Origin of the sequence: Streptomyces sp. NPDC088197 (genome assembly GCF_044741185.1) — a bacterium.
Classification (GTDB): Bacteria; Actinomycetota; Actinomycetes; order Streptomycetales; family Streptomycetaceae; genus Actinacidiphila.
Genome location: NZ_JBIUSD010000009.1, coordinates 197,726 through 222,330 on the forward strand (window position 1 = coordinate 197,726; position 24,605 = coordinate 222,330).

The following is a 24,605-nucleotide window of genomic DNA, read 5'->3' on the forward strand; positions in this document are numbered from 1 at the left end:
TACACGTCTCGCGCGGGAGTGACGCATGTGGCACCCTTGCTCATATGTCTAGACCAATCTTCGAGGTGATCGCCCTCGGCGCGGACGATGCCGTAGCGGCCCGGGACGGCGGCGCGGACCGCCTCGAACTGGTCACCGACATGGCCGCGGACGGGCTCACCCCCTCCCGCGCCACCTTCGGGGCGATCAGGGCGGCCGTCGACATCCCGCTGCGCGTCATGCTGCGGCTGTCCGACGGATTCAGCGCCGGTGACGCGCGCGACCTCGACGCCCTGTGCGCCGCCGCGCAGTCCCTGCGGTCCGAGGGCGCCGACGAGTTCGTCCTCGGCTTCCTCGACGACGGCGGGCGCGCCGACCTCGACGCCGTGCACGCGCTGGTCGACGTCATCGACGGCTGCCGCTGGACCTTCCACCGGGCCATCGACCGCGCCGCCGACCGCGACGCGCTCCGCCTCCAGCTCGCCGGGCTGCCGGGCCTCGACACATACCTCACCGCGGGCGCCGCGGACGGCGTGCCCGCCGGGCTCCCGGTGCTCTGCGACGAGGCCGCGCGCACCGGCGAACCGGGGTACGAACCCCAGCTCCTCGTCGGCGGCGGCCTGCTCCTGGAGCATGTGCCGCACCTGCGCGGCGCCGGGCTCGACGGCTTCCACGTCGGCGGCGCCGTGCGCCCCGCGGGCTGGGCCTCCCCGGTCGACGTCCGCGCGGTCGCCCGCTGGCGCGCCGCCCTGGACACCCCGGTCCCGGTCTCCTGAGGCCGGGCGGTACGGCCGTCGCGCCGCCCCGGACGGTCCCGCCGGGCCGGGGCGCGTACCGGCGGTTGTCGTACCCCCGCGCCACAATGGAGCCATGAGCGTCATGGACCTGGGCGAGCTGCGGCTTCTTCGGCGTGCCCGCGACCGTATGGACCGCGAGTACGCCCAGCCGCTCGACGTCCCGGCCCTGGCCCGGACCGCGCTGATGTCGACCGGCCACTTCAGCCGCCAGTTCCGCGCGGCGTACGGCGAGACCCCGTACTCCTACCTCATGACCCGCCGCATCGAGCGCGCCACCGCCCTCCTGCGGCGCGGCGACGTCAGCGTCACCGACGCCTGCTTCGCCGTCGGCTGCACCAGCCTCGGCTCCTTCTCCGCCCGCTTCACCCAGATCGTCGGCGAGACCCCCAGCGCCTACCGCGCCCGCGACCACAGCGACTTGGAGGTCGTCCCCGGCTGCCAGGTCATGCTGGTGACCCGCCCCCGCAAGACGGGCGGCGCCGCCGCGCGCTCGCCGCTGTGAGCCCGCGCCCGTCGCCTCCGGTATCGGCCGGACACGCCCTAGCATCGGCCGTATGACCGTTTCCATCAGTGCCGTGCACGTCTTCGTCGACGATCCCGACGCCGCCCTCGTCTTCTACCGGGACACCCTCGGTCTCACCGTGCGCAATGAGGTCGAGCACGACGGCTTCCGGTGGATCACGCTGACGACCAAGAGCCAGCCGGAGATCCAGATCGTGCTGTCGCAGCCGCACGCGGGGCGGTCGAAGGAGGACGGGGACACGCTGGCGGCGCTGCTGGCCAAGGGGGAACTGCGGCCGCTGCACTTCCGCAGCGACGACCTCGACGCGACGTTCGAGGCCGTCGCGGGGGCGGCGGGGGCCGAGGTGCTCCAGGAGCCCGCCAGCCAGCCGTGGGGGGTACGGGACGGCGCCGTACGGGATCCGGCGGGCAACTTCTTCCGCATCGAGCAGGCGTAGCGCGCAGCGGCGCGCCCGCCAGACGAGACCTTGCGGACGCGGCCTAGGCCGGGGCCAGGGCCTCGGGGAGCGGCGCGGTGTGCAGCACCGCGAGGCCGGAGACGGCGCGGGTGAGGCAGACGTACAGGCGTCGCAGGCCGGTGCGGACGTCGGGCTCGGCGGCCACGATGTCCGCGGGCTCGTCGAGCACGACGTAGTCGTACTCCAGGCCCTTGGCCAGGGACGCGGGCACCAGCGTGACGCGGGCCTCGGCGGAGGTCTCCTCACCGGGCGAGACGTACTGGATTCCGGCGGCCTCAAGTGCCGTGGCCAGTACGGGAATCCGCGGGTCGGCGGCGATCAGGCCGACGGACCCCTCGTGCCGGAGCGCCGTGTCGCAGGCCGCGAGCACGGCCGCGTCCAGCGCGCCGGCGGCGACGGCCCGTACCGACATCGTGCCGGCCGCCTCACGGACGGACGTGGCGGGCGCGAGGCCCGGCGCGATCTGCGGCAACAGCCGCGTGGCGTACGCGATCACCTCGCGCGGCACACGGAAACCGGCCGTCAACTCCTCGACGCGGGCGTCCGGTTTGCCGAGATGGCCCAGCGCCTCGGCCCACGAGCCGGTGGCCCAGGGCGTGGTGCCCTGCGCGAGGTCGCCGAGCACGGTCGCGGACCCGGTCGAGCAGCGCCGCCCCACCGCGCGGTACTGCATCGGCGACAGGTCCTGCGCCTCGTCCAGCACCACATGCCCGAGCGACGACGTCCGCTGCACGAGGTCGTACGCCTCGTCGATCAACACCGCGTCGGCGGCTGACCACTTGGCCGACGCGAGCCCCCGCGCGGGCTTCGCCCACAGGATCGTCCGCTGCTCCTCGGCGTCCAGCACCCCGTCCGCCGCCTCGGCCAGGAACTCCGGGTCCGACAGCAGCCGCAGCACCGTCTTGGCCGGATCGACCGCGGGCCAGCACGCCTTGACGGCCGCCTTCACGGCGGGAGTTCGCGCCACCGCGTCCTGCACGCGGTCGTCCGGCGCCTCGCCCGAGCGCTCCATCTGTACGAGGACGACGTGCGCGATCCGCTGCGGCAGCGCGTCGTGCGCGGCGCCGTACCGGATGTCGCGGGCCGCCAACTCCTTGACGATCTCCTCCAGTTCGTACGCCGGGACCCGCCAGCGCCGCGAGCCGCGCACCACCATCACCGGCTCGGTGGGCATCCGGATGCCGGACCGCACCGCCCGTCGCAGCACCTCCGCCATCCGCGCGTCGCCCTTGACCGTGGCCGCCGCCGCCGAGTCGGTGCCGCGCACCTCGACATGGGCCACCAGGTCGTCCACGGTGGCCTGCTTGACCTGCAACTCGCCCAGCGCGGGCAGCACTTGCTCGATGTACTGGAGGAAGGACCGGTTCGGCCCGATCACCAGCGTGCCGGTCCGCGCCAGCCGCTCGCGGTGCGCGTAGAGCAGATACGCGACCCGGTGCAGGCCGACGGCGGTCTTCCCGGTGCCGGGCGCGCCCTGCACGCAGACGCTGCCGGTGATGTCGGCGCGGACGATCTCGTCCTGCTCGGGCTGGATGGTGGCGACGATGTCGCGCATGGGGCCGACGCGGGGCCGTTCGATCTCGCTCTGGAGCAGCTTGCTCGACGTCCCCGGATCCGCCGCGCCCTCCGGCGGGTCGGTGAGGTACTCGTCCTCGTACGCGGTCAGGTCCCCGCCGGTGTAGCCGAACCTGCGGCGCAGCCGTACGTCCATCGGCTTGCGGCGCGACGCCTGGTAGAAGGGTTGCGAGACCGGCGCGCGCCAGTCGATCACCATCGGGTCGCCGTCCGCGTCGTGCACATGGCGGCGGCCGATGTAGAACTGCTCGCCGGTCGCGCCCTCGGCCAGTTCCGTGCCGGGCGCGTGCAGGTAGTCCAGGCGGCCGAAGAAGAGCGGGGTGTCGGCGAGGTCGGAGAGCGCCTTGATGCGGTCGTCGATCTCGGCGGCGAGGATCTTGGCGTTGACCCAGTTTCCCGTCACGTCCGCGATGTCGAGCGACTCCACGTCGTGCCGCATGGCGCGCAGCGCGGTACGGGACGAGGCGAGGTGGGAGCGTTCCCTGCCGAGCGGGTCGGGGGAGTGGTCGGTGCGGTCCTGCGGGCTGGGGCTGCTGCCCTGGGTCGGGACGTGCGAGGGCACGGCTTTGCCTCCGGCTGATACGAGTGCGTACGCGAGGGGTCGTCGGCGAGGCGACGAGCCGACCGGTTTCCGTCCGGCCGGCGGCACTCCCGTGGGGAGGCGGCAAGACCGGCGATCATACGCGTCCGCGCGGGGAGCCGCGAACGAATTTCACCCCCCGTTCGACCTGCGGTCGGACGGGGCGGGGACGCGGCGCGGGGGCCCGGGGGCCCGGGGGAGCCGCAGGTCGTAGGGCCTCAGGGTGACCCTGATACCCGGGTCAGGGTCCGGTGTCAGACCAGAGTCGGACACGGAGCGTGCGAGTTAAGCCCTGAGCCCGACGTAGGCCGTATGCCTGATTTCGTACGGTGGATTCATGACCACCACCACCGTTGCCCCAGGTCCCACCGTCCACGGCGGCACCGCTCTCGGTGCCCGCCCCGATCACCCCCGCCACCTGCTGGGAAGCACGCTGCGCGCGGTCCGTGTCTTCGCCGTCACGGCCGTCGAAGTGGTGCTGCTCGGCAACGAGGGCAAGCGCCACTGAGCGGCGGCCCCGCGCCGCGTTGACGATCACCGGCGGGCGGGTCCACTACTGTCGCCGCGGTGACCGCTCCCGCGCTCGGCCCGGCGCCCCCCGCCGACCGTCCCGCCGACCCTCGCCGTCCCCGTAGCGCCCGCTGTCCCGGCACCACCGCGCTGGCGCTCGCCGCGCTCGCGCTCTCCCTCGCCCTCTTCGCTGCCTGGTGGCTCCGCCGCCCGGTCCCGATGGCCGACCTTCAGGTCTACCGCGCCGAAGGCGCCGCCGTCCTCGGCGGCCGGGACCTGTACGGATTCCGCGTCACACGCTGGCGGCTGCCCGCCACGTACCCGCCCTTCGCGGCCCTGCTCTTCACCCCGGTCGCCCGGCTCCCGCTGTCGGCCGCCCGCGCGGCCTGCGTCGCCGCCAATCTGGCCCTGCTGGCCACCCTCGTCCGCCTCTCCCTGCGGCTGGCCGCGGACACCGGGACCGCCGCCGCCGACGCCGTACGGTCCCGGCGGTACGCGGCGCCCGTCCTGCTCGGCACCGCGGGCGCGCTCTGGCTCGAACCCGTCTTCCAGACGGTGGTCTTCGGGCAGATCAACCTCGCCGTCGCCGTCCTCGTCCTGTGGGACCTCACCCGCCCCGAGGGCGCGCGCGGCAAGGGGTTCGCGCTGGGCCTCGCGGCGGGCGTCAAGATCACGCCCGCGCTGCTGGCCGTGCACCTCGCGCTCACCGGCCGCCGCCGGGAGGCGGCCCGCGCCGCCGCCGGATTCGCCGCGAGCGCGGCGCTCGGGCTCGCCGTCCTGCCCGGCGCCTCGCTGGACTTCTGGACCGCCCGGCTCTACGAGACCGACCGGGTCGGCGAGGTCTGGATCGTCGACAACCAGTCCCTCCAGGGTCTGCTCGCCCGCGTCCTGCACACCCCGGCCCCCGGCCTGCTCTGGGCCGCGTCCGCCCTGGTCACCGCCGCCGCGGGACTCGCCGTCGCCGCTCGCGCCCACCGCGGCGGCCGACCCGCGCTCGGCCTGCTCTGCGCGGCCGTCACCGCGCTGCTGGTCTCGCCGGTGAGCTGGTCCCACCACTGGGTCTGGTGCGTGCCCCTCCTGGCGTTCCTGGCCACGCGCCTGTCCGCAGAGGGCCCAGGCCCAGGCCCGGACAGCGGCCCCGGCCCCGGCTCCCGTACGGCACGGTCGCGCGGCCCGCGCGCCGCCGACCTGCTCGGCCGCCGCGCCGCGCTCCTCGGGTGCGGCGCCGTCTTCTACGGCCGCAGCATGTGGCTCGTGCCGCACCAGGGCGACCGCGACCTGCGCTTCTCCTGGTGGGAACAGCCCCTCGCCGCCCCCTACCCCCTGCTCGGCCTCGCCCTGCTGGCCGGCACCGCCCTGAGTACCCGCCCACGCCGACCTGAGTACGACGCCGGATCCGGCCCGGCCGTCCGGTCCGTTGAATGGATGACATGACCAACAGCCGCCCGTACGTCCCGCAGGACCCGTACGGCCCGCCGCAGCCGCACGAGTGGCAGCACGGCGCGGGCGCCCGTCCGCAGGTCCGGCAGAGCCCCGCCTACGGCCCCGCCCCCGTCATGCCTCCCTTCGTGCCCCGCTTCAGGCCGCCGGACCACGACAGCCACGCCTACGTCGCCCCGCTGATCGCCACCGTCCTCGGCGGCCCGGTCATCGCCTTCTGCGGCCTGATCGCGATGTTCTCCCCGATGGCGACGGACTCCTGCACGCCGAACGGCTGCCAGGCGCTGACCACCATGCTCCTGGTCGCCCCCGCCGTCCTCCTGCTCGCCGTCGTCGCGCTCGTCGTGTCCTGGGCCCTCCCCTGGCGCCTGCGCCACCGCACGACCCGCGCCGTCGCCTCCCTCGCCGCCCCGCTCCTCGCCGTCACCACCCTCCTGATCTACTTCCACCTCCCCGCCGCCGGCTGAGCCCCGTCGTCATGACGCCGGGCCCGCACGGCAGCGGTCGCAGTCGCTGCCGCACACCGTCGCCCGCCGCCTGGATCTACGGCGGCGGCCACCGGACTCCGCTTGCCGCCAAGCGGTTCCGATGCCGCGCGAGTCTGAGCCGCGCGATGCCGAGCCCGATCAGGTACACGGCGAAGAAAGCCAGCCATACGCCCGCGCCGATGAGGACGTGACGCACGGTGTATCCGGGAAAGAAGAGGACGACCGCTATGACGACGAGCAGCACCAGGATGTTCTTCCGCACCCGTCGGCCGTAGCGCAGGCACGCGTCGACGACCATTCGCGAATGGATCAGGCGCACGTCACCCGCCGCCGACTTCGCGGGCCGCAGTCCGCGTCCCTCGACCATCCCCGGCAGCGGACCGCCCCCGGCCGGGTCGGGACACCGGACCGCGGTCCGCGCGGCGAGATCCCCCGACTCCGGGCTCCGCCGGAAGGTCATCAGCGGCTGGTTCATCGAACGGCTGCCGGGCGCCGGGCCCGCGTACCGGTAGCCGAACTGCTCGGCCACATAGGCGTAGGCGGCGAGTGTCCTCAGGCCCGGAGAGGTGAGCCGCACCTCGTACTGGTCGCGTCCGGTGGCGACGGCGTCCCTCAGCGCGGTGAGCGCAGTCCCGTGTGGCATGAAGCGCTGCTCACCGCCCTCTCCCCGGTCGTCGGACGCCGTGCCCGCGCATACGGAGATCCCCTTCGTGGCCTTGGAGATCGGAAACGGCCCAGGAGATCGGAAACGGTCTAGGCCGTCTCGCCTTCCAGGAGGCCGTCGGCGTCGATGATGCGATAGGCGTAGCCCTGTTCGGCGAGGAAGCGCTGGCGGTGGGCGGCGAAGTCCTGGTCGATGGTGTCGCGGGCGACGACGGAGTAGAAGCGGGCCTCGTGGCCGTCGGCCTTGGGGCGCAGGACGCGGCCGAGGCGCTGGGCCTCCTCCTGGCGGGAGCCGAAGGTGCCGGAGACCTGGATGGCGACGGTGGCCTCGGGGAGGTCGATGGAGAAGTTGGCGACCTTGGAGACGACCAGGACGGAGATCTCGCCGTTGCGGAAGGCGCCGAAGAGCTTCTCGCGCTGGGCGTTGGTGGTCTCGCCCTTGATGACGGGGGCGTTGAGGTGCTCGCCCAACTCGTCGAGCTGGTCGATGTACTGGCCGATGACGAGGGTCTGCTGCCCCTTGTGCTGGGCGACCAGGGCCTCGGTGACGCGCCGCTTGGTGGCGGTCGTGGCGCAGTAGCGGTACTTCTCCTCGGGCTCGGCGGTCGCGTAGGCGAGCCGCTCGGAGTCGGTGAGGTTGACGCGGACCTCGACGCAGTCGGCGGGCGCGATGTAGCCCTGCGCCTCGATCTCCTTCCAGGGCGCGTCGAACCGCTTCGGGCCGATGAGGGAGAAGACGTCGGACTCGCGGCCGTCCTCGCGCACCAGCGTCGCGGTCAGGCCGAGCCGCCGCCGGGCCTGGAGGTCGGCGGTGAACTTGAAGACCGGCGCGGGCAGCAGGTGCACCTCGTCGTAGAGGATCAGGCCCCAGTCGCGGGAGTCGAACAGCTCCAGGTGCGCGTAGACGCCCTTCCGCTTGGTCGTCAGCACCTGGTACGTGGCGATGGTGACCGGCCGGATCTCCTTGCGGGTGCCGCTGTACTCGCCGATCTCCTCCTCGGTCAGCGACGTCCGCTTGATCAGCTCGCTCTTCCACTGCCGCGCCGAGACGGTGTTCGTCACCAGGATCAGCGTGGTCGCCTTGGCCTCGGCCATCGCGCCCGCGCCGACCAGCGTCTTGCCCGCGCCGCAGGGCAGCACGACGACACCGGAGCCGCCGTGCCAGAAGTTCTCCACGGCCTGCCGCTGGTACGGCCGCAGCGCCCAGCCGGTCTCGTCCAGCTCGATCGGGTGCGCCTCGCCGTCCACGTAACCGGCGAAGTCCTCGGCGGGCCAGCCGAGCTTGAGCAGCACCTGCTTGATCTGGCCGCGCTCGGAGGGGTGCACCAGCACCGTGTCCGGGTCGATCCGGGCGCCCACCAGAGGCTGGATCTTCTTCGAGCGCAGGATCTCCTCGAGGACCGGGCGGTCGGTGCTGGTCAGCACCAGGCCGTGGGTGGGGTGCTTGCTCAGCCGCAGCCGCCCGTAGCGGTCCATCGTCTCGGCCACGTCGACCAGCAGCGCGTGCGGCACCGGATAGCGCGAGTACTCGACCAGCGCGTCCACCACCTGCTCGGCGTCGTGGCCCGCCGCCCGCGCGTTCCACAGGCCGAGCGGGGTCAGCCGGTAGGTGTGGATGTGCTCGGGGGCGCGCTCCAGCTCCGCGAAGGGCGCGATGGCCCGGCGGCAGGCGTCCGCCTGCTCGTGATCGACCTCCAGGAGGAGCGTTTTGTCGCTCTGCACGATGAGACAGGACACGCATTACCTCCGCTGACGGGACCGAACAGAGAATTGTACTGCGAATGGCGGTCAAGACCGCGTGTCGCGGTTCACCCCGATGGCGGCCAACCCTGCGCGCAACCGTTCGCCATCCGAGCGAAGCTGCGCCGATCGCGTACGTGGCGACCGGCGCGTCGCACCCGACCTGCTGTTATCTGCCCGCTATGGACAACCCACTGTCTCCTCCCCCCGCGCTTCCCCCCGCAGACCCGCGTGAGCGGGGGAAGCTGCGGGCCGTAGCGGCCTCCACAGCCGTCGTCGGCGCCGCGGTCATGGCCGCGGCCGGGCTGCTGCTCCCCGGTTCGGCGGCCGGCGCGGCCCCGAGCCCGGCGGACGGGCCCTCGTACAGCGATACGGGATGGTCGTCCGCCCCCGACACCGGGTGGCCGTCGCCCAGCGAGAGCACGTCGTGCCCGCCGACGACCCCGCCGTACTCGTCACCGCCCACGACGCCTCCGACCTCGCCTCCCACGTCCCCGCCCACCACGCCGCCGACGACGGGCTGGACGACGCCTCCGACGACCCCGCCGACCACGCCGCCCACCTCGCCTCCGACCACGCCCCCCACGACCCCGCCCACGACGGGCTGGACGACGCCGCCCACCTCGCCGCCCACCTCGCCTCCGACCACGCCCCCGACCTCGCCTCCGACCACGCCCCCCACCTCACCTCCGACGACACCCCCCACGACGCCCCCCACCACTCCGCCCACGACGGGCTGGACGACGCCCCCGACCTCCCCGCCCACGTCACCCCCGACCTCCCCGCCCACGTCCCCTCCGACCTCGCCCCCCGGACACCTCCCGCACACCGGTGCGGAGACCGAGTGGCTGGCCGTCGCGGCGGCCGGAGCGCTGGGAGCGGGCGGGCTGCTCGTCGCGGCGACGCGACGCAGGGGCCGCCACGGCTGAAGTCCCCTGCCGCCCAAGGAGATCGGCCGTCCGAGTCGTCGTGTGCGGACGGCGTACGGCGGCCGGTCGCGGGTATGCGCCGCCATGACAGTGCCTATCCGAGGGGGGCAAGGGTTCATGGCGGTGAGGATGGCGCTGTTCCGCACGGCGCCGAAGGAACCGAAGGACGGGCCGAAGGCGAAGGCGCCGAAGGCCACGGCGGACCCGGCCCCCACGGCGAGGTCCGCGGCCAAGCCCGCACGCACCCCCGTACGCAAGGCCGCTCAGCCGCGTACCAGCGCCCAGGCCAGGACCCGTCAGAAGGCACCGGTGAAAGCACCCGCGAAGACGGCAGTGACGGCGCGGACGACGGCTCGGGACACGGCGCCCGCCCGGACCTGGCCCTGGACGAAGGCCGCGCCCCCGGCCGCCGAGGCCGGTCCGAAGGCGACCCCGGAGCCCGAGCCGAGGCCCACGCTGAAGTCCAGGTTCGGGCCGAAGCCCAAGGCCGCGCCCGTCGTCGAGCCCGAGCCGGTCGAGGAGCCGTACGTCCCCCTGCTGCAACGCCGTTCGTGGGGCGCGACGCTCGCCCGCGTGGTGGTGCTCGCGGCGGCGATCGTCGGGATGGTGGCCTTCGCGGTGGCGCTGGCGAAGGTCACGCTGGTGCCGTCACCGGCGTCCGTCTCGCTGATCCACTCCAATCTGCATCCGGGCCACTCGATCAGGGCCTACCTCAACGGGCCGAGCACGCGCGACGCGGTGAAGCAGATCGGCGGGAACATCCTGCTCGGCGTGCCCTTCGGAATCCTGCTGCCGATGCTGTTCCCGAAGGCGCGCGGCCTGCTCAGGGTGGGCGTGCTGACCGGTCTGGTGATGCTGACGGTGGAGACCACCCAGGGCGTCATCATCGTGGGCCGGTCCTTCGACATCGACGACGTCATCCTCAACACCGCGGGTGCCCTCATCGGCTACCTGCTGCTGGGCCTGCGCCTCGGCCGCGCCCTCTACCCGCGCCGCCACCACTGGTGGCAGCGCAGGCGCCCGGACAGCGGACCGCGCCAGGACGGGCGCCGCGACGTCCGGCGGGGCCTACGGCAGGAAGGGATCGCGCGGCCGGAAGGGACCGTGCGGGCGCGCGTCAGGCCGGGTCGTCGGCCAGCTCCGAAACGCCCGTGACCCGGTGCAGCGCGAAGGTGCGCACCTCGTCCACGGTGTGGTCGTACGCCGTCACATAGCCGCCCTCGACCCGTACCGGCGCGATCACCCGCTGACTCGCCGCGCCGTCCGCGTTGACGTAGCCGATCCACAGCGACTCGCCGCTCAGCACCGCCGCCTGCATGGTGGCGAGCGTGTCGGCCGCTGGCGTACGGGGCAGGCCGCCGTCCGCGCTCCCGGCGGCGGTCGAGGACACCGCGGAGTCCGGCGAGCGGCGCACGGCGGTCGAGGCGCGGTCGCCCGCGCGGACCGCCTTCACCGCGGCCCCCAGCAGCGCCTCCGCGGGCACCGGCGGCCCGTCCGTGACGGGCGTGGGCGGCGTACGCGGCGGGGTGCGGCGGGCGTCGGCGCGGGTGATCAGCACATCGCCGTCCGCGGACTCGGCGGCCGGCGCCAGGCCCATCGCGCGCAATTTGTCGAGCAGCACGGCCGGTTCGGACTGGGCCGCGAGCACCGTCGGCGCCAGGCGGCGCAGCCCGAGGCCCGACGCGCGCCGGTCGGCGAGCAGTTCGGTCAGCAGCGCGTCGTCGTCGCAGCGCAGATACGCCGACGCGGCCCCCACCCGCAGCGTGCCGTGCCTGCGCGCCACGTCGTCGATCAGGTAACTCAGCGGCTGCGGCACCGGCGTGCGCGAGTGCGAGGTCAGGAAGTCCTGGAGCTCCGCCGCCGTGCGCCCGGCGTCCAGGGCGCGCCGTACCGACTCCGGTGTGAAGCGGTAGACCGTCGCGCCGCCCTTGGACTCGATGTCGGCCAGCACCCCGAGCGTCTCGGCGAGCGGCGCCATCAGCGGCCCCGGCGCGACCGCCGTCAGGTCGGCCTGGAGCAGCACGTGGTCCAGCGGCTCGGGCAGCAGCGGCGCGAGCAGCCCGGCCGCGGCACCGGCCGCCGCGGCGGACTCCGCCGCCGTGCGGGTCCCCGCGCCGCCCAGCAGCGGCCTGGCGTGCGCGGCGAGCGCCCCGCGCCCGGTCAGGCCCAGATTCTCGGCGTCCTGGAGCGTCCAGCGCAGCAGGTCGGCGCGGAGCGCGTCCGCGCCGGGCCGCAGCGGCCGTTCCCAGCGCAGCCGGGCCAGCAATTCGTCGGGGGCCGCCGCCGAGCCCGGCGGCAGATCGGCGAGGACGCGCAGCGCGCGGCGGCGCACCCGGGGCGCGAGCGACCGGTCGAGGTCGGGGCCGAGCGCCGACAGCGCGCGGCCCTTGGCGTCCTTGCTGCCGACCACGCCCGGCGTCCGCGTCGCCGTCAGCCAGGCGGCGGCCAGCGTCGCCCACCGCTCCTGCGCGGGCAGCAGCAGCCACTCGTCGGCCGCGGGCGTCGGCGCGTACGCCTCGTCCAGCTCGCCGTCCGTCGCGATCAGCCCGGCCGCGTAGGCCAGCTCCAGCCAGAAGGCGGCCTGCGCCTCGGTCAGGTCGAGCGCGGTCGCGGTCCGCTTGAGGTCGCGGACGCTGATGCCGCCCGCGCGCAGGACCGAAGGACCGCCGGTCTGCCACTCCTTCAGCAGCTCGCCGACCGTGCTGACGGCCGTGAACGCCTGCCCCGCCGCCGTCATGTCCACGGTCCGCTCGGTACGCGGCACCGGCGCGACGGCGGGCGGCAGCGGCTCCGGGGTACGGTGCGCCCGGCCGCCGCGCAGGCTCAGCGCGGCCTCGCGCGGCAGCAGCACATTGTGCTGGCCCGCGGGCAGCAGCAGGCCGCGGGCGAGCAGCCACTGCACGGGCGTCACCGCGTCCGCGGCCCGCACCGGCACGGTCGCGTCCCGTACCTCGCCGTACGGCGGCCCCCACACCAGCCGGTCGAGCACCTTGCGCGCGTCCCCGTCCGGCGCGGTGTCCAGCAGCGCCGCCGTGCGGTCGCGGTCCGCGAAGAGTCCGGCCAGCGCGGTGACCGCGCTCATCGGGTCGTGCGTCGGATCGAGCCCGGCGTCCGCCAGGATCTCCTGGAGCCGGGAGGGCGACATGCCCGAGGTCGCCTCGCTCACCGAGGGCCCGAGGCCGGTCGCGGACGGCACGGTGGCGGCGGGCGCCAGCACGTCCCGCGCGGTGCGCACCAGCCGCAGCCGGTCGTCGGGGCCCCACAGCAGCGCCCGCGCCCGCAGGACGTCCACGGCGCGCGGCAGCGCGGCGGTCACCGCGGCCACCAGCTCCGCGTCCAGCGGCTCCGCGTGGCCGGTGCCCTCGGGGCCGCCCGTCATCAGCGTGAGCAGCGTCCCGTACGAGCACGGGTCCCGCGTCACCGACAGGGCCTCGGCGACCTGCTGCGTGAAGCGGTCCAGGTGCTCCAGCGCGCGGACCACCGACGTACGGGTGGAGGCGCGGGTCGCGAGCTGCGTCAGGTCGTTCGGTACGGGGCTCAGCAGGTCCGGCCGGGCGCGCAGCAGCCGCCCCAGCGCCTCGTCGTCACGTGCGCGCAGGTCCTCCGCGAGCGTGCGCGGGACAGATCCTTGCCCTCCGGTCGTCATCCGTTCCACATTAGCCCCCCTCGTCGCGGCGGCCATGGATGGCGGCCGCGGATGAGGACAGCGGTGACGGCGGGCGGGTACGGTCGGTGCAGGGTCGGACACGGGCGCGGACAAAGGGGCTTGGCGGTGGGTGTCGAGAGCGACCAGATGGTGTTCGACTACCTCAGCCGGATCGGCGACCTCGCGCAGACCGCGCTGCCCGCCTCCCAGCGCATGCGGCTGGTCGCGCAGCTCCGCACCGACATCGACCGGGAGCGCAAGGACAGCGACAACCCGGCGACCGTCCGCCGCATCCTGGGCCGGATCGGCAGCCCGGACGCCGTCGTGGAGGCCGCGGCAGGCGGCTCCGGCGACGCCTCGTCCGGCGCCGCCGCCCCCGAGGTCCCGGCCCCGCCCTCGTCCCCGTCCGCGCCCGCCGGGGGCCCGTACGGCCCGTACGGCGTGCCGTCGATGCGGAAGACGGCGGGCAGGGACGGTACGGAGAAGGCCGACGGCGGCAAGGGCGGCGGCGGCAGGGGCGCGGGGAAGAAGGACGACTGGTGGGACCGGGACGAGCGCCGCGACGGTCACCTCAGGGCCGGTGACGAACTCACGGGCCTGCCCGGTATGACCGGCGGCGTCTTCATCCCCTTCGACGACGAGGATCTGGACGACGACGGTGACACCCGGGCCAGGGTCAGGCCCGGGGCGCCGCGTGCGCCGGTCGAGGAAGAGGCCGAGGAGGAGGCCGAGTACGAGGAGGAGGTCGCCGCCCGGTCGCGCCGCCGCTGGCTGCCGCGCCGCCGCGCCGCCCGTACCGTCACCTGGGGCAGCCCGCTGCTCCTGCTCGCCGCCGCCCTTCTCGTCGCGGGCGCCGTCATCGGCTCCTGGATTCCCCTCGGCCTCGGCTGGCTCGCCGGTTATCTCTCCCGCCAACTCACCCGCCGCCAGGCCAAATTCGGCATCCTCGGGATTCCCGGGGCCGCCGCCCTCGGGCTCGTCGTCTGGGTCTGGGGGCGCGACACCGGCAAATGGGGCGATCCCATCGCCCAGGGGCAGATGGGCCACGCCTTCCAGGACGCCTATCCCTTCGCGGTCCGCGTCGCCGCCGTTGGCTCCGCCCTCTACCTGATCCTCCGCGCCCGCCGCCGCGCCTAGGGCTCCGCCCCGGTACGCCCCCCTCACGAAGGCGGGTCCTCCCCGGGGCGGGGGGCCGCTCTTTTAGGGGCGCTGCCCAGGCGGTCCCTTTCCGCTGGGCGGCGGGCCGATCTTTTAGGGGCGCGGGGAACTGCGCGCTCAGCCACGATGCTCCCGCAGGTCACCACCGGCCCCAGAGGGGCAATTCGGTGGTGTCCCGACCACCGGCCGGTGGGGGCGGGCCGCGCAGTTCCCCGCGCCCCCTACGGGGACGAAAATCGGGTTGACCCGGCAGGGGAGAATGGAGGGCGTGACCAGCGACCTCAGCCCCGTACCGCCCCGGCCCACCCTCACGGTGGGCTTCGACCTCGACATGACCCTCATCGACTCCCGCCCGGGGATCAAGGCCGTGTACGACCGGCTCTCGGCGGAAACCGGCGTGTGGATCGACTCGGAGCTGGCGGTCACGCGGCTGGGCCCGCCGCTGGACGACGAGCTGGCGAACTGGTTCCCCGCGGAGCGCGTGGCCGAGATCGGCGATCTGTACCGGGCGCTGTATCCGGACCACGCCATCGCGCCGACGCCCGCGATGCGCGGTGCGGCGGAGGCGGTCGCGGCGGTGCGGGCGGGCGGCGGGCGGCCCGTGGTGGTGACGGCGAAGTACGGGCCCAACGCGGAACTGCACCTGGCGCACGTCGGGATCGAGGCCGAGGTGCGCGGCTGGCTGTGGGCGGAGCAGAAGGCGCAGGCGCTGATCGAGTACGGCGCGAGCGTGTACGTCGGCGACCACGTCGGGGACGTGCGCGGCGCGCGGAAGGCGGGCGCGCTGTCGGTGGCGGTGGCCACGGGCCCGTGCGACGCGGCGGAACTGCGGGCGGCCGGAGCCGATGTCGTCCTGGACGATCTCACCGAATTTCCGGCCTGGTTCGCGGCCCACACGTCCGCGGCTGCCTGAGCGCACCGGGGACGGCGCAAGCCGCCGCCGGCTTCGGCGGGAGAGCCCGGCGGCCGGTTCAGGAACCGGCCGCGCCCCGCTCCCGTGAGGTCTGCCGCTGCGCGAGGGCCGACCGCAGCAGCCCGCACAGCGCCACCGCCATACCCACGCCCATCAGCATGGACACGAAATACGCGGGCGTCGGCAGCGTATGCGTGCCCAGCAACAGCGGCGCGACGGTGACGAGAGTGCCGACCGCGCCCACGAGGAAGACGATCGCGCCGACACGGACCAGGAGGTCACCGGCGCCCATGGTTTGTTTGCTCACCGGACAAGGGTAGATCCGTTCAGGGGGCGGTCGAACGGCCGGGGAACGGGACCTTGGCGTCTTGTCACACAGCACCAGGCCATTAGCCTTGGTGCCAGCGGGTCTCCGATGGACCCGCTGAAGTCTTATTCAGAGTCGTTTCGAGCAATGAGGACGAGGTCGGACGTGCCTACCGGCAAAGTCAAGTGGTTCAACAGCGAGAAGGGCTTCGGCTTTCTCTCCCGCGATGACGGCGGCGACGTCTTCGTGCACTCGTCGGTGCTGCCTGACGGAGTCGCTGCGCTCAAGCCCGGCCAGCGCGTGGAATTCGGCGTCGTCGCAGGACAGCGCGGTGATCAGGCGCTTTCGGTGACACTTCTGGATCCCGCTCCTTCGGTGGCGGCGGCACAGCGCCGTAAACCCGATGAGCTGCTGCCGATCGTCCAGGACCTCACCACGCTGCTCGAAGACGTCGCGCGTTCCCTCCAGCGCGGCCGGTATCCCGACAAGGCGCACGGACACAAGATCGCTTCCGTACTGCGCGTTGTCGCCGATCAGCTCGACGTATGAGTCCGCTATGACGTAGGGAAGTCGACCGTTTTTAGCGCCGCTTTGCCGGAAGCCCGCCTTCCGGTAAAGCGGCGAAGTGCCGAAGTACGCAAGTGCCGAAGTGCGCAAGTGCGCAACGGGCACGGTGAATTCCGGCCACCCGACGAAAATCTCGGTCAGAATGCGAGCGCGTCGGGGGCGAGCGGCGGCACCAGTCCCTCGGCGGCGGCCCGCGTCAACAGTCCGCGTACGGCGGCGTATCCGTCCTCGCCGAGATCGGCGGTGAACTCGTTGACGTACAGCCCGATGTGCTGGTCCGCGACCGCCGGGTCCATCTCCTGCGAGTTCTCCAGCACGTAGTCGCGCGACGGCTCCGGGTCGTCCCACGCCATCCGCACCGACGTACGGGCCGACTCGGCGAGCGCGTGCAGCCGCTCCTTGCCGAGCGAGCGCTTGGCGATGATCGCGCCCAGCGGGATCGGCAGCCCGGTCGTCGCCTCCCAGTGCTCACCCATGTCCGCGAGCTTGTGCAGGCCGTAGTTCCGGTACGTGAAGCGCGCCTCGTGGATCACCAGACCGGCGTCCACCCGGCCGTCCCGTACCGCGGGCATGATCTCGTGGAACGGCAGCACCACGATCGCCCCGACCCCGCCCGGCACCTCGGTCGCCGCCCAGAGCCGGAACAGCAGATACGCCGTCGACCGCTCGCTGGGCACCGCGACCGTCTTGCCCGCCAGGTCCGCGCCCGGCTCCCGGGTCAGCACCAGCGGCCCGCAGCCGCGCCCCAGCGCCCCGCCGCACGGCAGCAGCGCGTACTCGTCCAGCACCCACGGCAGCACCGCGTACGACACCTTCAGGACGTCGAACTCGCCGCGCTCGGCCATCCCGTTGGTGATGTCGATGTCCGCGAAGGTCACGTCGAGCGGCGGCGCCTGCGGCACCAGGCCGTGCGCCCACGCGTGGAAGACGAAGGTGTCGTTGGGACAGGGGGAGTACGCGATCCGCAGCGCGGCGTCGTGCGGCGCCCCGGCCGGGCCCGTGTTCGCGGTGTCAGTCGTCATGTGTGGCTTCAACCTCCAAGGCGGCCGGGAGCTTCCCGAACGCCACCGTCAGGGCCGCCAGCGCGTCGCCGATCCGCCACGCCGCGCGGTCACGGGGGCCGACGGCGTTCGACACCGCGCGGATCTCCAGCATCGGCACGTCGCGCGCCGCGGCGGCCTCCGCCACCCCGAAGCCCTCCATCGCCTCCGCGACGGCGCCCGGGTGACGGCCGCTCAGCTCCGCGGCCCGCTCCCCGCTGCCGGTGACCGTGCTCACGGTCAGCAGCGGGCCGTACGCCGCGCCCAGCGCCCGCGCCACGCCCCGGCTCAGCCGCGCGGGCGGCCGGTGCTCAGAGGTGCCGAAACCCAGCTCCACGACCGGTACGAAGCCCTCGTCGGTCTGCGCGCCCAGGTCCGCCGCCACGACCGTCTCCGCGACCGTCACATGGCCCACGGGCGCGACCGGCGCGAAACCGCCCGCGATCCCGGCGCAGACCACCAGGCCGTACGGAGCGCCCGCCGCCTCGGCCAGCGCCAGCGCGGTGGCGGTGCCCGCCGCCGCTGCCGCCGGACCCACACCGGCGGCGATCACGTCCGCCGTCACGGCGGTGGGCGGTGGCGCCGCGCTCAGCCCGGCCTCGACGGCCGCGCGTTCGGCGTCCACCGCGGTCACGACGAGGAGCCTGCCGTAAGGCGCGGGCGCGGGACCGGGTTCCGGGCCGGGCGCGGGACCGGCGGCGCGGTCGGGTGTCACTTGCCGCGGACGAGCTTGATCTTCCAGATGCCGTACGTCTTGCGGCCCGTCAGGTCGCCGGACTCCACGATGTTCAAGGTGACTTCCTTGACCTGCGTGGACTGGCCGGTCTGCTGGTCCTGCACGGTGAACAGGGTGCCGCTGTCGAGCGTCCAGTACGTCTGGTTCTTGAGCAGTTCCTGCGTGACGAGCTGGGTGCCGTTGGCGAGCAGCCAGCCCTTCTTCGCCAGCTTCGGGTCGACGCCGATGCGTACCTGGTCGCCCAGGCCGACCGTGAGGTGGTGCTTGGGGGCGGCCGTCAGACACGCCTCGAAGATCGCCTGGGGGAGCAGCTTGCCGTGGGCGTAGCACTTGTCCACGGCTTCCGCGGTCACGGACCGGGTGCCCACGGTCACGGTTGCCAGGGGGGTCGGCTTGTCGCAGGCGGTCAGGGCGACGAGCCCGAGGGAGACGGCACCGATGGTGGTGGCAGCGCGGCGAATGCTCATGGCAGGAGGCTACCGGGCTGTTGCCCCCAGGCTGCGCGGGGGTGGGACGTGTCCCGCGACGGCCCGGCGATCACCGCCGCCGTACACCCGTACCGGTTACGGCCGGACCCCCGCCGCGTACGCCAGGGCCCCTACCGCGTACGGCCGGTGCCCTTACGCCACCCGTGCCGACGCCGTGTTTCCGCCGCGCCGCGCCGAGCCGAACAGGCCGCGTACCGACACCACGAACGCCACCAGCACCAGACAGGCCGCGACCGACATGCCGAGCTGGCCGTTGAGCGGGAGCACTATGCCCAGGCCGCCGCCGACCACCCAGGAGAGCTGGAGGGCGGTCTCGGAGCGGGCGAAGGCGGAGGTGCGCACCAACTCCGGCACGTCGCGCTGGATCAGCGCGTCCAGGGACAGCTTCGCCAGGGCCTGCGAGATGCCCGCGACGGCCGCCGCGGCGGCGACGGTGACCAGCCCGTACCAGGTGGCCGCGGCGATCGTCGCCGTCAGCGAGCAGATCAGGACGCTGCCGATGATGATCTCGGGGCCGCGCGCCTTCAGCCACGCGCCGAGCGCCGTGCCCAGCGCGTTGCCCGCGCCGGCGGAGACGACCACGACGCCCAGGGAGGTCGCCGCGGTGAGGCCGCCCAGCGGATGCTCGCGCAGCATGAACGCCAGGAACATCGTCAGGAAGCCGGACAGCGAGCGCAGCCCCGCGTTGCCCTGGAGGGCGTGCAGCACCGAGGAGCCGACGCCCAGCAGGCTCGGCCGCTTGCCCGGAATCCCCGACGGCTCCGGCGGCGCCTCCTCGTCGGCCGACAGCCGGACCTTGCCCTCGCCGCGCGAGGAGTCGACCTTCGAGGGCAGCGACATCGACAGCAGCGCGCCGACGATGAAGATCACGAAGGCGCCGTAGAGCGGCCACTGCGGGCCGATGGCGTGCAGCCCCGCGCCGACCGGCGCGGCGATGGCCGTCGCGAGCAGACCCGCCAGCGTCACCCGTGAATTGGCCTTCACGAGTGTCGTTCTGTCCGGCAGAAGCCGTGGCACCACCGCGCTTCGCACCACGCCGTACGCCTTCGACGCCACCAGCACGCCCAGCGCCATCGGATACAGGCCGAGGCCCGCGGTGCTGATCACCCCGGCCATCGTCCAGGCCAGCACGCCGCGCGCCATCATCGCCATCGCTATGGCCGCCCGGCGGCCGTGCTGGAGCCGGTCGAGCAGCGGACCGATCACCGGGGCCAGGAGCGCGAACGGCGCCATCGTCACGAGCAGGTAGAGCGCGACCCGGCCGCGGGCCTGTCCGGTCGGGACCGAGAAGAACACCGAACTCGCGAGCGCGATCGTGATCAACATGTCGCCCGCCGAATTCACGGCGTGCAGTTCGATCAGCTTCGCCAGCCCCGACTCGCCCGCGCCGCCCGCGTGTGTCGTACGCCTGATACGACGGCGCAAGGCACCGCCGGACCGCCCCACGCCGTTAGCGAGGGCGCGTCCGGCCCTGCGCACGGGCCCTGGGCCCGCAGTCACCGTTCGTGCCACGACAGCAATCCTGCCCCAATCGGAAGACCACGCACCCCCTCCTTTGCGCACGTGGTGCGCACAGGTAGCGTGCGATCGCGCAGAATGGGTGACAACAGGTGCGCCCGAAGACGCTCGGGCAGGGCCACGAAGGCAGAAAACCAAGGCGTCGAAGCGGTCCGCAGGTCCGCTCCGCCCCGGTTTTCCGCGTCGGGTCCGTCGCGTCGCGGCGCACACGTGAGACGGCGTAGAGAGAGAAACGATTTCTGTGAGTGCTGCGATGCGAAGCCGTACCCCTGACCGCCTGTGCGCCGAGGCGGTCGATGTCGCGCTGGCTGTGACGGAGGAGGCGGCGGGGCCGCAGTCCGTCGGCGAGCACCTCGGCGTCGTCGCCGAGGGGGACCGCGTCGTCACCCACTACTTCGCCTGTAAAGAGCCCGCCTACCGCGGCTGGCGCTGGGCCACCACCCTCACGCGGGCCTCCCGCGCCAAGGTCGTGACCATCGACGAGACGGTGCTGCTGCCGGGCGACGACGCGATTCTCGCGCCCGAATGGGTGCCGTGGAGCGAGCGGCTGCGGCCCGGCGACATGGGCCCCGGCGACCTGCTGCCCACCGAGGCCGACGACCTGCGCCTGGAGCCGGGGTGGACCGGCGAGGACGACGAGCGCTTCCCGGGCTTCCCCGACGGGTCGGCCGACGCCCCGGACGGCTCCGCGGGTGCCGAGAGCGCCGCGGACTCCTCCGACGCCGACTTCGTGGTGCCCACGCCCGCGACGATCACCGCGGTCGCCGCCGAGATCGGCATGGGACGGCCGCGGGTGCTCTCCCGCTACGGTCTGCACGCCGCCGCCGACCGCTGGGAGGAGCAGTTCGGCGCCAAGACGCCCATGGCCCAGGCCGCGCCCGCCAACTGCGTGAGCTGCGGCTTCCTCGTCGCGATCAAGGGCTCCCTCAGCCAGGCGTTCGGGATCTGCGCCAACGAGTTCTCGCCCGCCGACGGCCGCCTGGTCTCCCTGTCCTACGGCTGCGGCGGCCACTCCGAGGCCGCCGTGATGCCCAAGACCCCCACCCCGCCGCCGATGGTCCTGGACGACATGGAGGAGACCGAGCAGGTCTCCCTGCACCCCGGCCGCGTGTCCCCGGCGGACGACGACGCCGCCGCGGCGGACGGGCCGGGCCGCTCGTAGCCGCGGTACCCCCGGCCGGTGGGCCGGGGGCGGCGGTGAACCCCGTGCGGACGACCGCGCCGCGCGGGCGCGGCGCCATTGGCGGTACGGTCGCCCCGACAGGGGCCCGGCCGCGGGCCGCAGCAACAACCGGAGGGCCACGTGAGCCGCGCAGGGACCCGACCGACGGTCGTCACGGAAGCCACCAGCGACCCCTTCGGCACCGCCGCGCTCCGCGCGGGCGTGACCACCGCCTGGTCCGCGTCGGCCGCCCGCTTCCGTGAGGACGCGAACGCCGAGGAGGACCTGGCCCTCGGCGGCTACCGCGACCGCCTCGTCGTGGAACTGGCCCAGAACGCCGCCGACGCGGCGGTACGGGCCGGTGTCCCCGGCCGCCTGCGGCTGACCCTCCACGGGGCCGGTGAGGGCGATGACGACCCCGCCCTGCTGGCCGCCGCCAACACCGGCGCGCCGCTCGACGCCGCCGCCGTCGAATCGCTGTCCACGCTCCGCGCCTCCGCCAAGCGCGACGACGGCCCGGCCGCCGTCGGCCGCTTCGGCGTCGGCTTCGCGGCGGTGCTGGCCGTCAGCGACGAACCGGCCGTGGTCGGCCGCACCGGCGGCGTCCGCTGGTCGCTGGCCGAGGCCCGCGCGCTGGCCGCCGAAGTCCCCGGCCTGACCGATGAGTTGCGGCGCCGCGACGGCCATGTCCCGCTGCTGCGCCTGCCGTTCCCCGCGGAGGGCCGCGCGCCCGACACGTACGACACCGTCGTGCTGCTGCCGCTGCGCGACGGCGCCGCGGGCGACCTCGTGGCCCGGCTGCTGGCGGCCGTGGACGACGCGCTGCTGCTCGCGCTGCCGGGCCTGTCCGAGGTCGTGGTGGAAACCCCGGACGGGGTACGGACCCTGACCCGCCGTCAGACCGACGACGGCGACGTGGTCATCGAGGACAGCGACCGCGACGGCGCCGCCCGCTGGCGGGTGTCGTCCGCCTCCGGCGCCCTCACCCCCGACCTGCTGGCCGACCGCCCCGTCGAGGAACGGCTGCGCCCCGTCTGGTCGGTGACCTGGGCGGTCCCCGTGGACGAGGAGGGCGCCCCGGCCGCGCCCCGCACCGCGCCCGTCGTCCACGCGCCCACGCCCACCGACGAACCGCTCGGCCTGCCCGCGCTGCTGCTCGCCTCCTTCCCGCTCGACCCGACCCGCCGCCACGCCGCCCTCGGCCCGCTCACCGACTTCCTGCTGGCCCGCGCCGCCGAGTCGTACGTGGCGCTGCTGGCCGGCTGGCGGCCGGTCGGCACCGGCGTGGTCGACCTGGTGCCGGGACCGCTGGGCAAGGGCGAACTCGACGCCGAGCTGCGCCGCAGAATCCTCGCCGAGCTGCCCCGTACCGCCTTCCTGCCGCGCGCCGCCGAGCCGCGCCCCGACGACGGCCCCGACGGCCCCGAGGCGGCGCAGAAGGCCGCGGACGACGGCTCCTGGGACGGCGGCGGCCCGCTGGCCGGTGAGGCGCCCGCGCTGCGCCCGGTCGAGGCCGAGGTCGTGGAGGGCGCCACCGCGCAAGCCGTACGCGTCCTGGCCGAGGTGCTGCCGACGCTGGTCCCCTCCACGCTCGAACGGCGGCCCGCGCTGCGCCAGTTGGGCGTCGCCCGGCTGACCCTCGCCGACGCCGTGGACCGCCTCGCGGGCACCGAACGCCCCGCGGGCTGGTGGTGGCGCCTGTACGACGCGCTGGCCGGAACCGACGCCGACGTCCTCAGCGGCCTCCCGGTGCCGCTCGCCGACGGCCGTACGGTCGTCGGCCCGCGCCAGGTGCTGCTGCCGGTGCCGGGGGAGGGGGACGACGGCGACACGGGCGCGGTGGACCCCGCCGCGCTGGCCCGCCTCGGCCTGCGCGTCGCCCACGCCGACGCCGTGCACCCGCTGCTCGAAAAGCTCGGCGCGTCCCCCGCCACCCCGCGCGCCGTCCTGACCACCCCTCAGGTCAGGGCCGCCGTGGCCGCCTCGCTGGACGACGAGGGCGCCGCCTGGGACGACGAGAACGCCCTGGACACCGAGGAGTTGGCCGACACCGTCCTCGCTCTGGCCCGCGCCGCGGGGCTCGCGCCCGGCGAGGAGCCGTGGCTCGCCGCCCTCGCGCTGCCCGACGAGGAGGGCGAACTCGCCCCGGCCGGCGAGCTGGTCTTCCCCGGCAGCGCCCTGGAATCCGTCCTGCGCGAGGGTGAACTGGCCGCCGTGGAAGCCGAGTTGGCCGAGCGCTGGGGCGAACAGCCGCTCGCCGCGGTCGGGGTGCTCGCCACCTTCGCGCTGGTCCGCGCCGCCGACGTCGTCCTCGACCCCGACGACCTCGAACCGCGCGACAGCGACTGGGCCGAGCCCGACGACATCGGCCTGCTCGACGCCGTCGACGTGTGGTGCGAGGACGTCCTGGACCGCCTCCCCGAGACCGACGTGCCGCCGGTCGCCACCGAGGTGATCGGCGTCCGCGACCTCGACCTGGTGGACGACGACGCCTGGCCGCAGGCGCTGGCACTGCTCTCCCGCCCCCCGCTGCGCGACGCGATCACCGCACCCGTACGCGTCCTGCTCCCCGACGGCACCACCGACTCCGTACGCCCTTACGCCGCCTGGTGGCTCCGCGACCACCCCGTGCTCGACGGCCGCCGCCCGGTCGGCCTGCGCGCGGCGGGCGGCGACCCGCTGCTCGCCGGGCTCTACGACGAGGCCGCCACCGGCACGGCCGTGGACGAGCAGGTGCTGCGGGCGCTGGGCGTCCGCACCTCCGTACGCGCGCTGCTGGACGAACCGGGCGGGGCCGCCGAACTCCTCGCGCGGCTGGCCGACCCCGAGCGGCGGGTCACCCCCGCCCAGCTCCACCACCTCTACGCGGCGCTGGCCGAACTCGACCCCGAGCAGGTCACGCTCCCCGACGACCTGCGGGCTGTCGTGGACGGCGTGCCCCGCGTGGTCGACGCCGCCGACGCGTTGGTCGCCGACGCCCCCGACCTGCTGCCGCTCGCCGCGGGCCGCGCCCTGCTGCCCGTACCGCCGCGGCTGGCCGCGGACCTCGCCGACCTCTTCCAGGTCCGCCGCCTCAGCGACGCCGTCGAGGCCCGTGTCGTCTCCGAGGGCGAGATCCACGACGTGCTGCCCGCCGTCCACGACCTGCTTCCCGGCGCCCCCGCCACGTACATCGAGCACGAGGAACTGCTCGTCACCGGGGACGTCGAACTCTCCTGGCGCTACGTCGACGGCACCCTGCACGCCTCCACGGTCGAGGGCGTGGCCGCGGGCCTGGCGTGGGCCACGGCCCGCTGGCACCGCCGCTTCGAACTGGCCGCGCTCCTCGAAGACCCCACCCGTACCGAGGAGTTGGCCATGGACCGCTGGTTCGACTGACGGACCCTCAG

General features: G+C 74.4%; 22 protein-coding genes and 1 pseudogene. 13 read left to right on the top strand and 10 right to left on the bottom strand.

What is annotated here, in order from left to right:
* Positions 1 to 44: 44 nt before the first annotated feature.
* From ACIOC1_RS22695 to ACIOC1_RS22705, 3 genes are all read left to right on the top strand, one after another.
* Positions 45 to 755, top strand: coding sequence for a copper homeostasis protein CutC (locus ACIOC1_RS22695; RefSeq protein ID WP_391043066.1), 711 nt, complete (start codon positions 45 to 47; stop codon positions 753 to 755).
* Between the two features lie 103 nt (positions 756 to 858).
* Positions 859 to 1,278 (top strand): helix-turn-helix transcriptional regulator, encoded by a 420-nt coding sequence (locus tag ACIOC1_RS22700; protein WP_355338040.1) that lies wholly within the window; start codon positions 859 to 861, stop codon positions 1,276 to 1,278.
* Between the two features lie 52 nt (positions 1,279 to 1,330).
* On the top strand, positions 1,331 to 1,735 hold the full coding sequence (locus ACIOC1_RS22705; protein ID WP_188285367.1) for a VOC family protein: 405 nt from the start codon (positions 1,331 to 1,333) through the stop codon (positions 1,733 to 1,735).
* Between the two features lie 43 nt (positions 1,736 to 1,778).
* Here the strand turns inward: ACIOC1_RS22705 and ACIOC1_RS22710 are convergent, their stop codons facing one another.
* Positions 1,779 to 3,893 carry a HelD family protein gene (locus ACIOC1_RS22710; RefSeq protein WP_401309987.1) on the bottom strand — a complete coding sequence of 705 codons (2,115 nt, stop codon included), beginning with the start codon at positions 3,891 to 3,893 and terminating at the stop codon, positions 1,779 to 1,781.
* 355 nt (positions 3,894 to 4,248) lie between these two features.
* Between ACIOC1_RS22710 and ACIOC1_RS22715 the strand changes: the two genes are divergently transcribed.
* The 3 genes from ACIOC1_RS22715 to ACIOC1_RS22725 are packed head-to-tail and all read left to right on the top strand — an operon-like array spanning position 4,249 to position 6,328.
* Positions 4,249 to 4,419: a hypothetical protein gene (locus ACIOC1_RS22715; protein ID WP_391162493.1), complete on the top strand. Its 171-nt coding sequence runs from the start codon at positions 4,249 to 4,251 to the stop codon at positions 4,417 to 4,419.
* Between the two features lie 59 nt (positions 4,420 to 4,478).
* On the top strand, positions 4,479 to 5,855 hold the full coding sequence (locus ACIOC1_RS22720; protein ID WP_401856175.1) for a glycosyltransferase 87 family protein: 1,377 nt from the start codon (positions 4,479 to 4,481) through the stop codon (positions 5,853 to 5,855).
* Positions 5,852 to 6,328 (top strand): hypothetical protein, encoded by a 477-nt coding sequence (locus tag ACIOC1_RS22725; protein WP_355337386.1) that lies wholly within the window; start codon positions 5,852 to 5,854, stop codon positions 6,326 to 6,328. Before ACIOC1_RS22720 ends, ACIOC1_RS22725 begins: the two co-directional genes overlap by 4 nt.
* Before the next feature lie 76 nt (positions 6,329 to 6,404).
* Here the strand turns inward: ACIOC1_RS22725 and ACIOC1_RS22730 are convergent, their stop codons facing one another.
* The 3 genes from ACIOC1_RS22730 to ACIOC1_RS22740 all read right to left on the bottom strand — a co-directional run bounded on the left by ACIOC1_RS22730 (position 6,405) and on the right by ACIOC1_RS22740 (position 9,425).
* A complete protein-coding gene (locus ACIOC1_RS22730) occupies positions 6,405 to 6,992 on the bottom strand; it encodes a hypothetical protein (RefSeq protein ID WP_401856176.1) in 588 nt (195 codons plus the stop codon).
* Between the two features lie 110 nt (positions 6,993 to 7,102).
* Positions 7,103 to 8,749, bottom strand: coding sequence for a DNA repair helicase XPB (locus ACIOC1_RS22735; RefSeq protein ID WP_355337392.1), 1,647 nt, complete (start codon positions 8,747 to 8,749; stop codon positions 7,103 to 7,105).
* A gap of 172 nt (positions 8,750 to 8,921) precedes the next feature.
* Positions 8,922 to 9,425 (bottom strand): hypothetical protein, encoded by a 504-nt coding sequence (locus ACIOC1_RS22740; protein ID WP_401856245.1) that lies wholly within the window; start codon positions 9,423 to 9,425, stop codon positions 8,922 to 8,924.
* A gap of 136 nt (positions 9,426 to 9,561) precedes the next feature.
* Between ACIOC1_RS22740 and ACIOC1_RS22745 the strand changes: the two are divergent.
* Together ACIOC1_RS22745 and ACIOC1_RS22750 are read left to right on the top strand one after the other, a co-directional pair.
* Positions 9,562 to 9,681 (top strand): annotated as a pseudogene (locus ACIOC1_RS22745) (LPXTG cell wall anchor domain-containing protein); the annotation flags it as partial.
* A 117-nt stretch (positions 9,682 to 9,798) separates the two neighbouring features.
* Positions 9,799 to 10,836: a VanZ family protein gene (locus ACIOC1_RS22750; protein WP_401856177.1), complete on the top strand. Its 1,038-nt coding sequence runs from the start codon at positions 9,799 to 9,801 to the stop codon at positions 10,834 to 10,836.
* Here ACIOC1_RS22750 and ACIOC1_RS22755 read toward each other — a convergent pair.
* Complete coding sequence (locus ACIOC1_RS22755) at positions 10,799 to 13,327, bottom strand: helicase C-terminal domain-containing protein (RefSeq protein WP_355337395.1); 2,529 nt, start codon at positions 13,325 to 13,327, stop codon at positions 10,799 to 10,801. The two genes, ACIOC1_RS22750 and ACIOC1_RS22755, sit on opposite strands and share 38 nt — an antisense overlap.
* A gap of 126 nt (positions 13,328 to 13,453) precedes the next feature.
* Here ACIOC1_RS22755 and ACIOC1_RS22760 point away from each other — a divergent pair, with 126 nt between their 5' ends.
* Together ACIOC1_RS22760 and ACIOC1_RS22765 are read left to right on the top strand one after the other, a co-directional pair.
* Positions 13,454 to 14,464, top strand: a complete 1,011-nt coding sequence (locus ACIOC1_RS22760; RefSeq protein ID WP_401856178.1) for a hypothetical protein — start codon at positions 13,454 to 13,456, stop codon at positions 14,462 to 14,464.
* Positions 14,465 to 14,744: 280 nt separating this feature from the next.
* Complete coding sequence (locus ACIOC1_RS22765; protein WP_391043085.1) at positions 14,745 to 15,398, top strand: haloacid dehalogenase-like hydrolase; 654 nt, start codon at positions 14,745 to 14,747, stop codon at positions 15,396 to 15,398.
* Between the two features lie 58 nt (positions 15,399 to 15,456).
* On the opposite strand, the gene ACIOC1_RS22770 is transcribed toward ACIOC1_RS22765, so the two are convergent.
* Positions 15,457 to 15,705, bottom strand: a complete 249-nt coding sequence (locus ACIOC1_RS22770; RefSeq protein ID WP_355337403.1) for a hypothetical protein — start codon at positions 15,703 to 15,705, stop codon at positions 15,457 to 15,459.
* Between the two features lie 165 nt (positions 15,706 to 15,870).
* On the opposite strand from ACIOC1_RS22770, the gene ACIOC1_RS22775 reads away from it, so the two are divergent.
* Entirely contained in the window at positions 15,871 to 16,254 is a 384-nt protein-coding gene (locus tag ACIOC1_RS22775) for a cold-shock protein (protein WP_033173507.1), read from the top strand.
* A gap of 155 nt (positions 16,255 to 16,409) precedes the next feature.
* Here the strand turns inward: ACIOC1_RS22775 and ACIOC1_RS22780 are convergent, their stop codons facing one another.
* From ACIOC1_RS22780 to ACIOC1_RS22795, 4 genes are all read right to left on the bottom strand, one after another.
* Complete coding sequence (locus ACIOC1_RS22780) at positions 16,410 to 17,294, bottom strand: 1,4-dihydroxy-6-naphthoate synthase (RefSeq protein WP_355337408.1); 885 nt, start codon at positions 17,292 to 17,294, stop codon at positions 16,410 to 16,412.
* Entirely contained in the window at positions 17,284 to 17,946 is a 663-nt protein-coding gene (locus tag ACIOC1_RS22785; protein WP_401856179.1) for a futalosine hydrolase, read from the bottom strand. Before ACIOC1_RS22785 ends, ACIOC1_RS22780 begins: the two co-directional genes overlap by 11 nt.
* A 77-nt stretch (positions 17,947 to 18,023) precedes the next feature.
* Positions 18,024 to 18,515: a hypothetical protein gene (locus ACIOC1_RS22790; RefSeq protein ID WP_355337414.1), complete on the bottom strand. Its 492-nt coding sequence runs from the start codon at positions 18,513 to 18,515 to the stop codon at positions 18,024 to 18,026.
* Between the two features lie 153 nt (positions 18,516 to 18,668).
* Positions 18,669 to 20,048, bottom strand: a complete 1,380-nt coding sequence (locus ACIOC1_RS22795; RefSeq protein WP_401856180.1) for an MFS transporter — start codon at positions 20,046 to 20,048, stop codon at positions 18,669 to 18,671.
* A 259-nt stretch (positions 20,049 to 20,307) separates the two neighbouring features.
* Between ACIOC1_RS22795 and ACIOC1_RS22800 the strand changes: the two genes are divergently transcribed.
* Positions 20,308 to 21,216, top strand: coding sequence for a DUF3027 domain-containing protein (locus ACIOC1_RS22800; protein WP_401856181.1), 909 nt, complete (start codon positions 20,308 to 20,310; stop codon positions 21,214 to 21,216).
* Positions 21,217 to 21,357: 141 nt separating this feature from the next.
* On the top strand, positions 21,358 to 24,594 hold the full coding sequence (locus ACIOC1_RS22805; RefSeq protein WP_401856182.1) for a sacsin N-terminal ATP-binding-like domain-containing protein: 3,237 nt from the start codon (positions 21,358 to 21,360) through the stop codon (positions 24,592 to 24,594).
* Positions 24,595 to 24,605: the final 11 nt, after the last annotated feature.

Coding starts and splice junctions, on each gene's coding strand:
- ACIOC1_RS22780 (WP_355337408.1), bottom strand. CDS start 17,294: ATGACGACTGACACCGCGAACACGGGCCCGGCCGGGGCGCCGCACGAC.
- ACIOC1_RS22800 (WP_401856181.1), top strand. CDS start 20,308: ATGCGAAGCCGTACCCCTGACCGCCTGTGCGCCGAGGCGGTCGATGTC.
- ACIOC1_RS22700 (WP_355338040.1), top strand. CDS start 859: ATGGACCTGGGCGAGCTGCGGCTTCTTCGGCGTGCCCGCGACCGTATG.
- ACIOC1_RS22695 (WP_391043066.1), top strand. CDS start 45: ATGTCTAGACCAATCTTCGAGGTGATCGCCCTCGGCGCGGACGATGCC.
- ACIOC1_RS22765 (WP_391043085.1), top strand. CDS start 14,745: ATGGAGGGCGTGACCAGCGACCTCAGCCCCGTACCGCCCCGGCCCACC.
- ACIOC1_RS22725 (WP_355337386.1), top strand. CDS start 5,852: ATGACCAACAGCCGCCCGTACGTCCCGCAGGACCCGTACGGCCCGCCG.
- ACIOC1_RS22715 (WP_391162493.1), top strand. CDS start 4,249: ATGACCACCACCACCGTTGCCCCAGGTCCCACCGTCCACGGCGGCACC.
- ACIOC1_RS22705 (WP_188285367.1), top strand. CDS start 1,331: ATGACCGTTTCCATCAGTGCCGTGCACGTCTTCGTCGACGATCCCGAC.
- ACIOC1_RS22790 (WP_355337414.1), bottom strand. CDS start 18,515: ATGAGCATTCGCCGCGCTGCCACCACCATCGGTGCCGTCTCCCTCGGG.
- ACIOC1_RS22730 (WP_401856176.1), bottom strand. CDS start 6,992: ATGCCACACGGGACTGCGCTCACCGCGCTGAGGGACGCCGTCGCCACC.
- ACIOC1_RS22750 (WP_401856177.1), top strand. CDS start 9,799: ATGGCGGTGAGGATGGCGCTGTTCCGCACGGCGCCGAAGGAACCGAAG.
- ACIOC1_RS22755 (WP_355337395.1), bottom strand. CDS start 13,327: ATGACGACCGGAGGGCAAGGATCTGTCCCGCGCACGCTCGCGGAGGAC.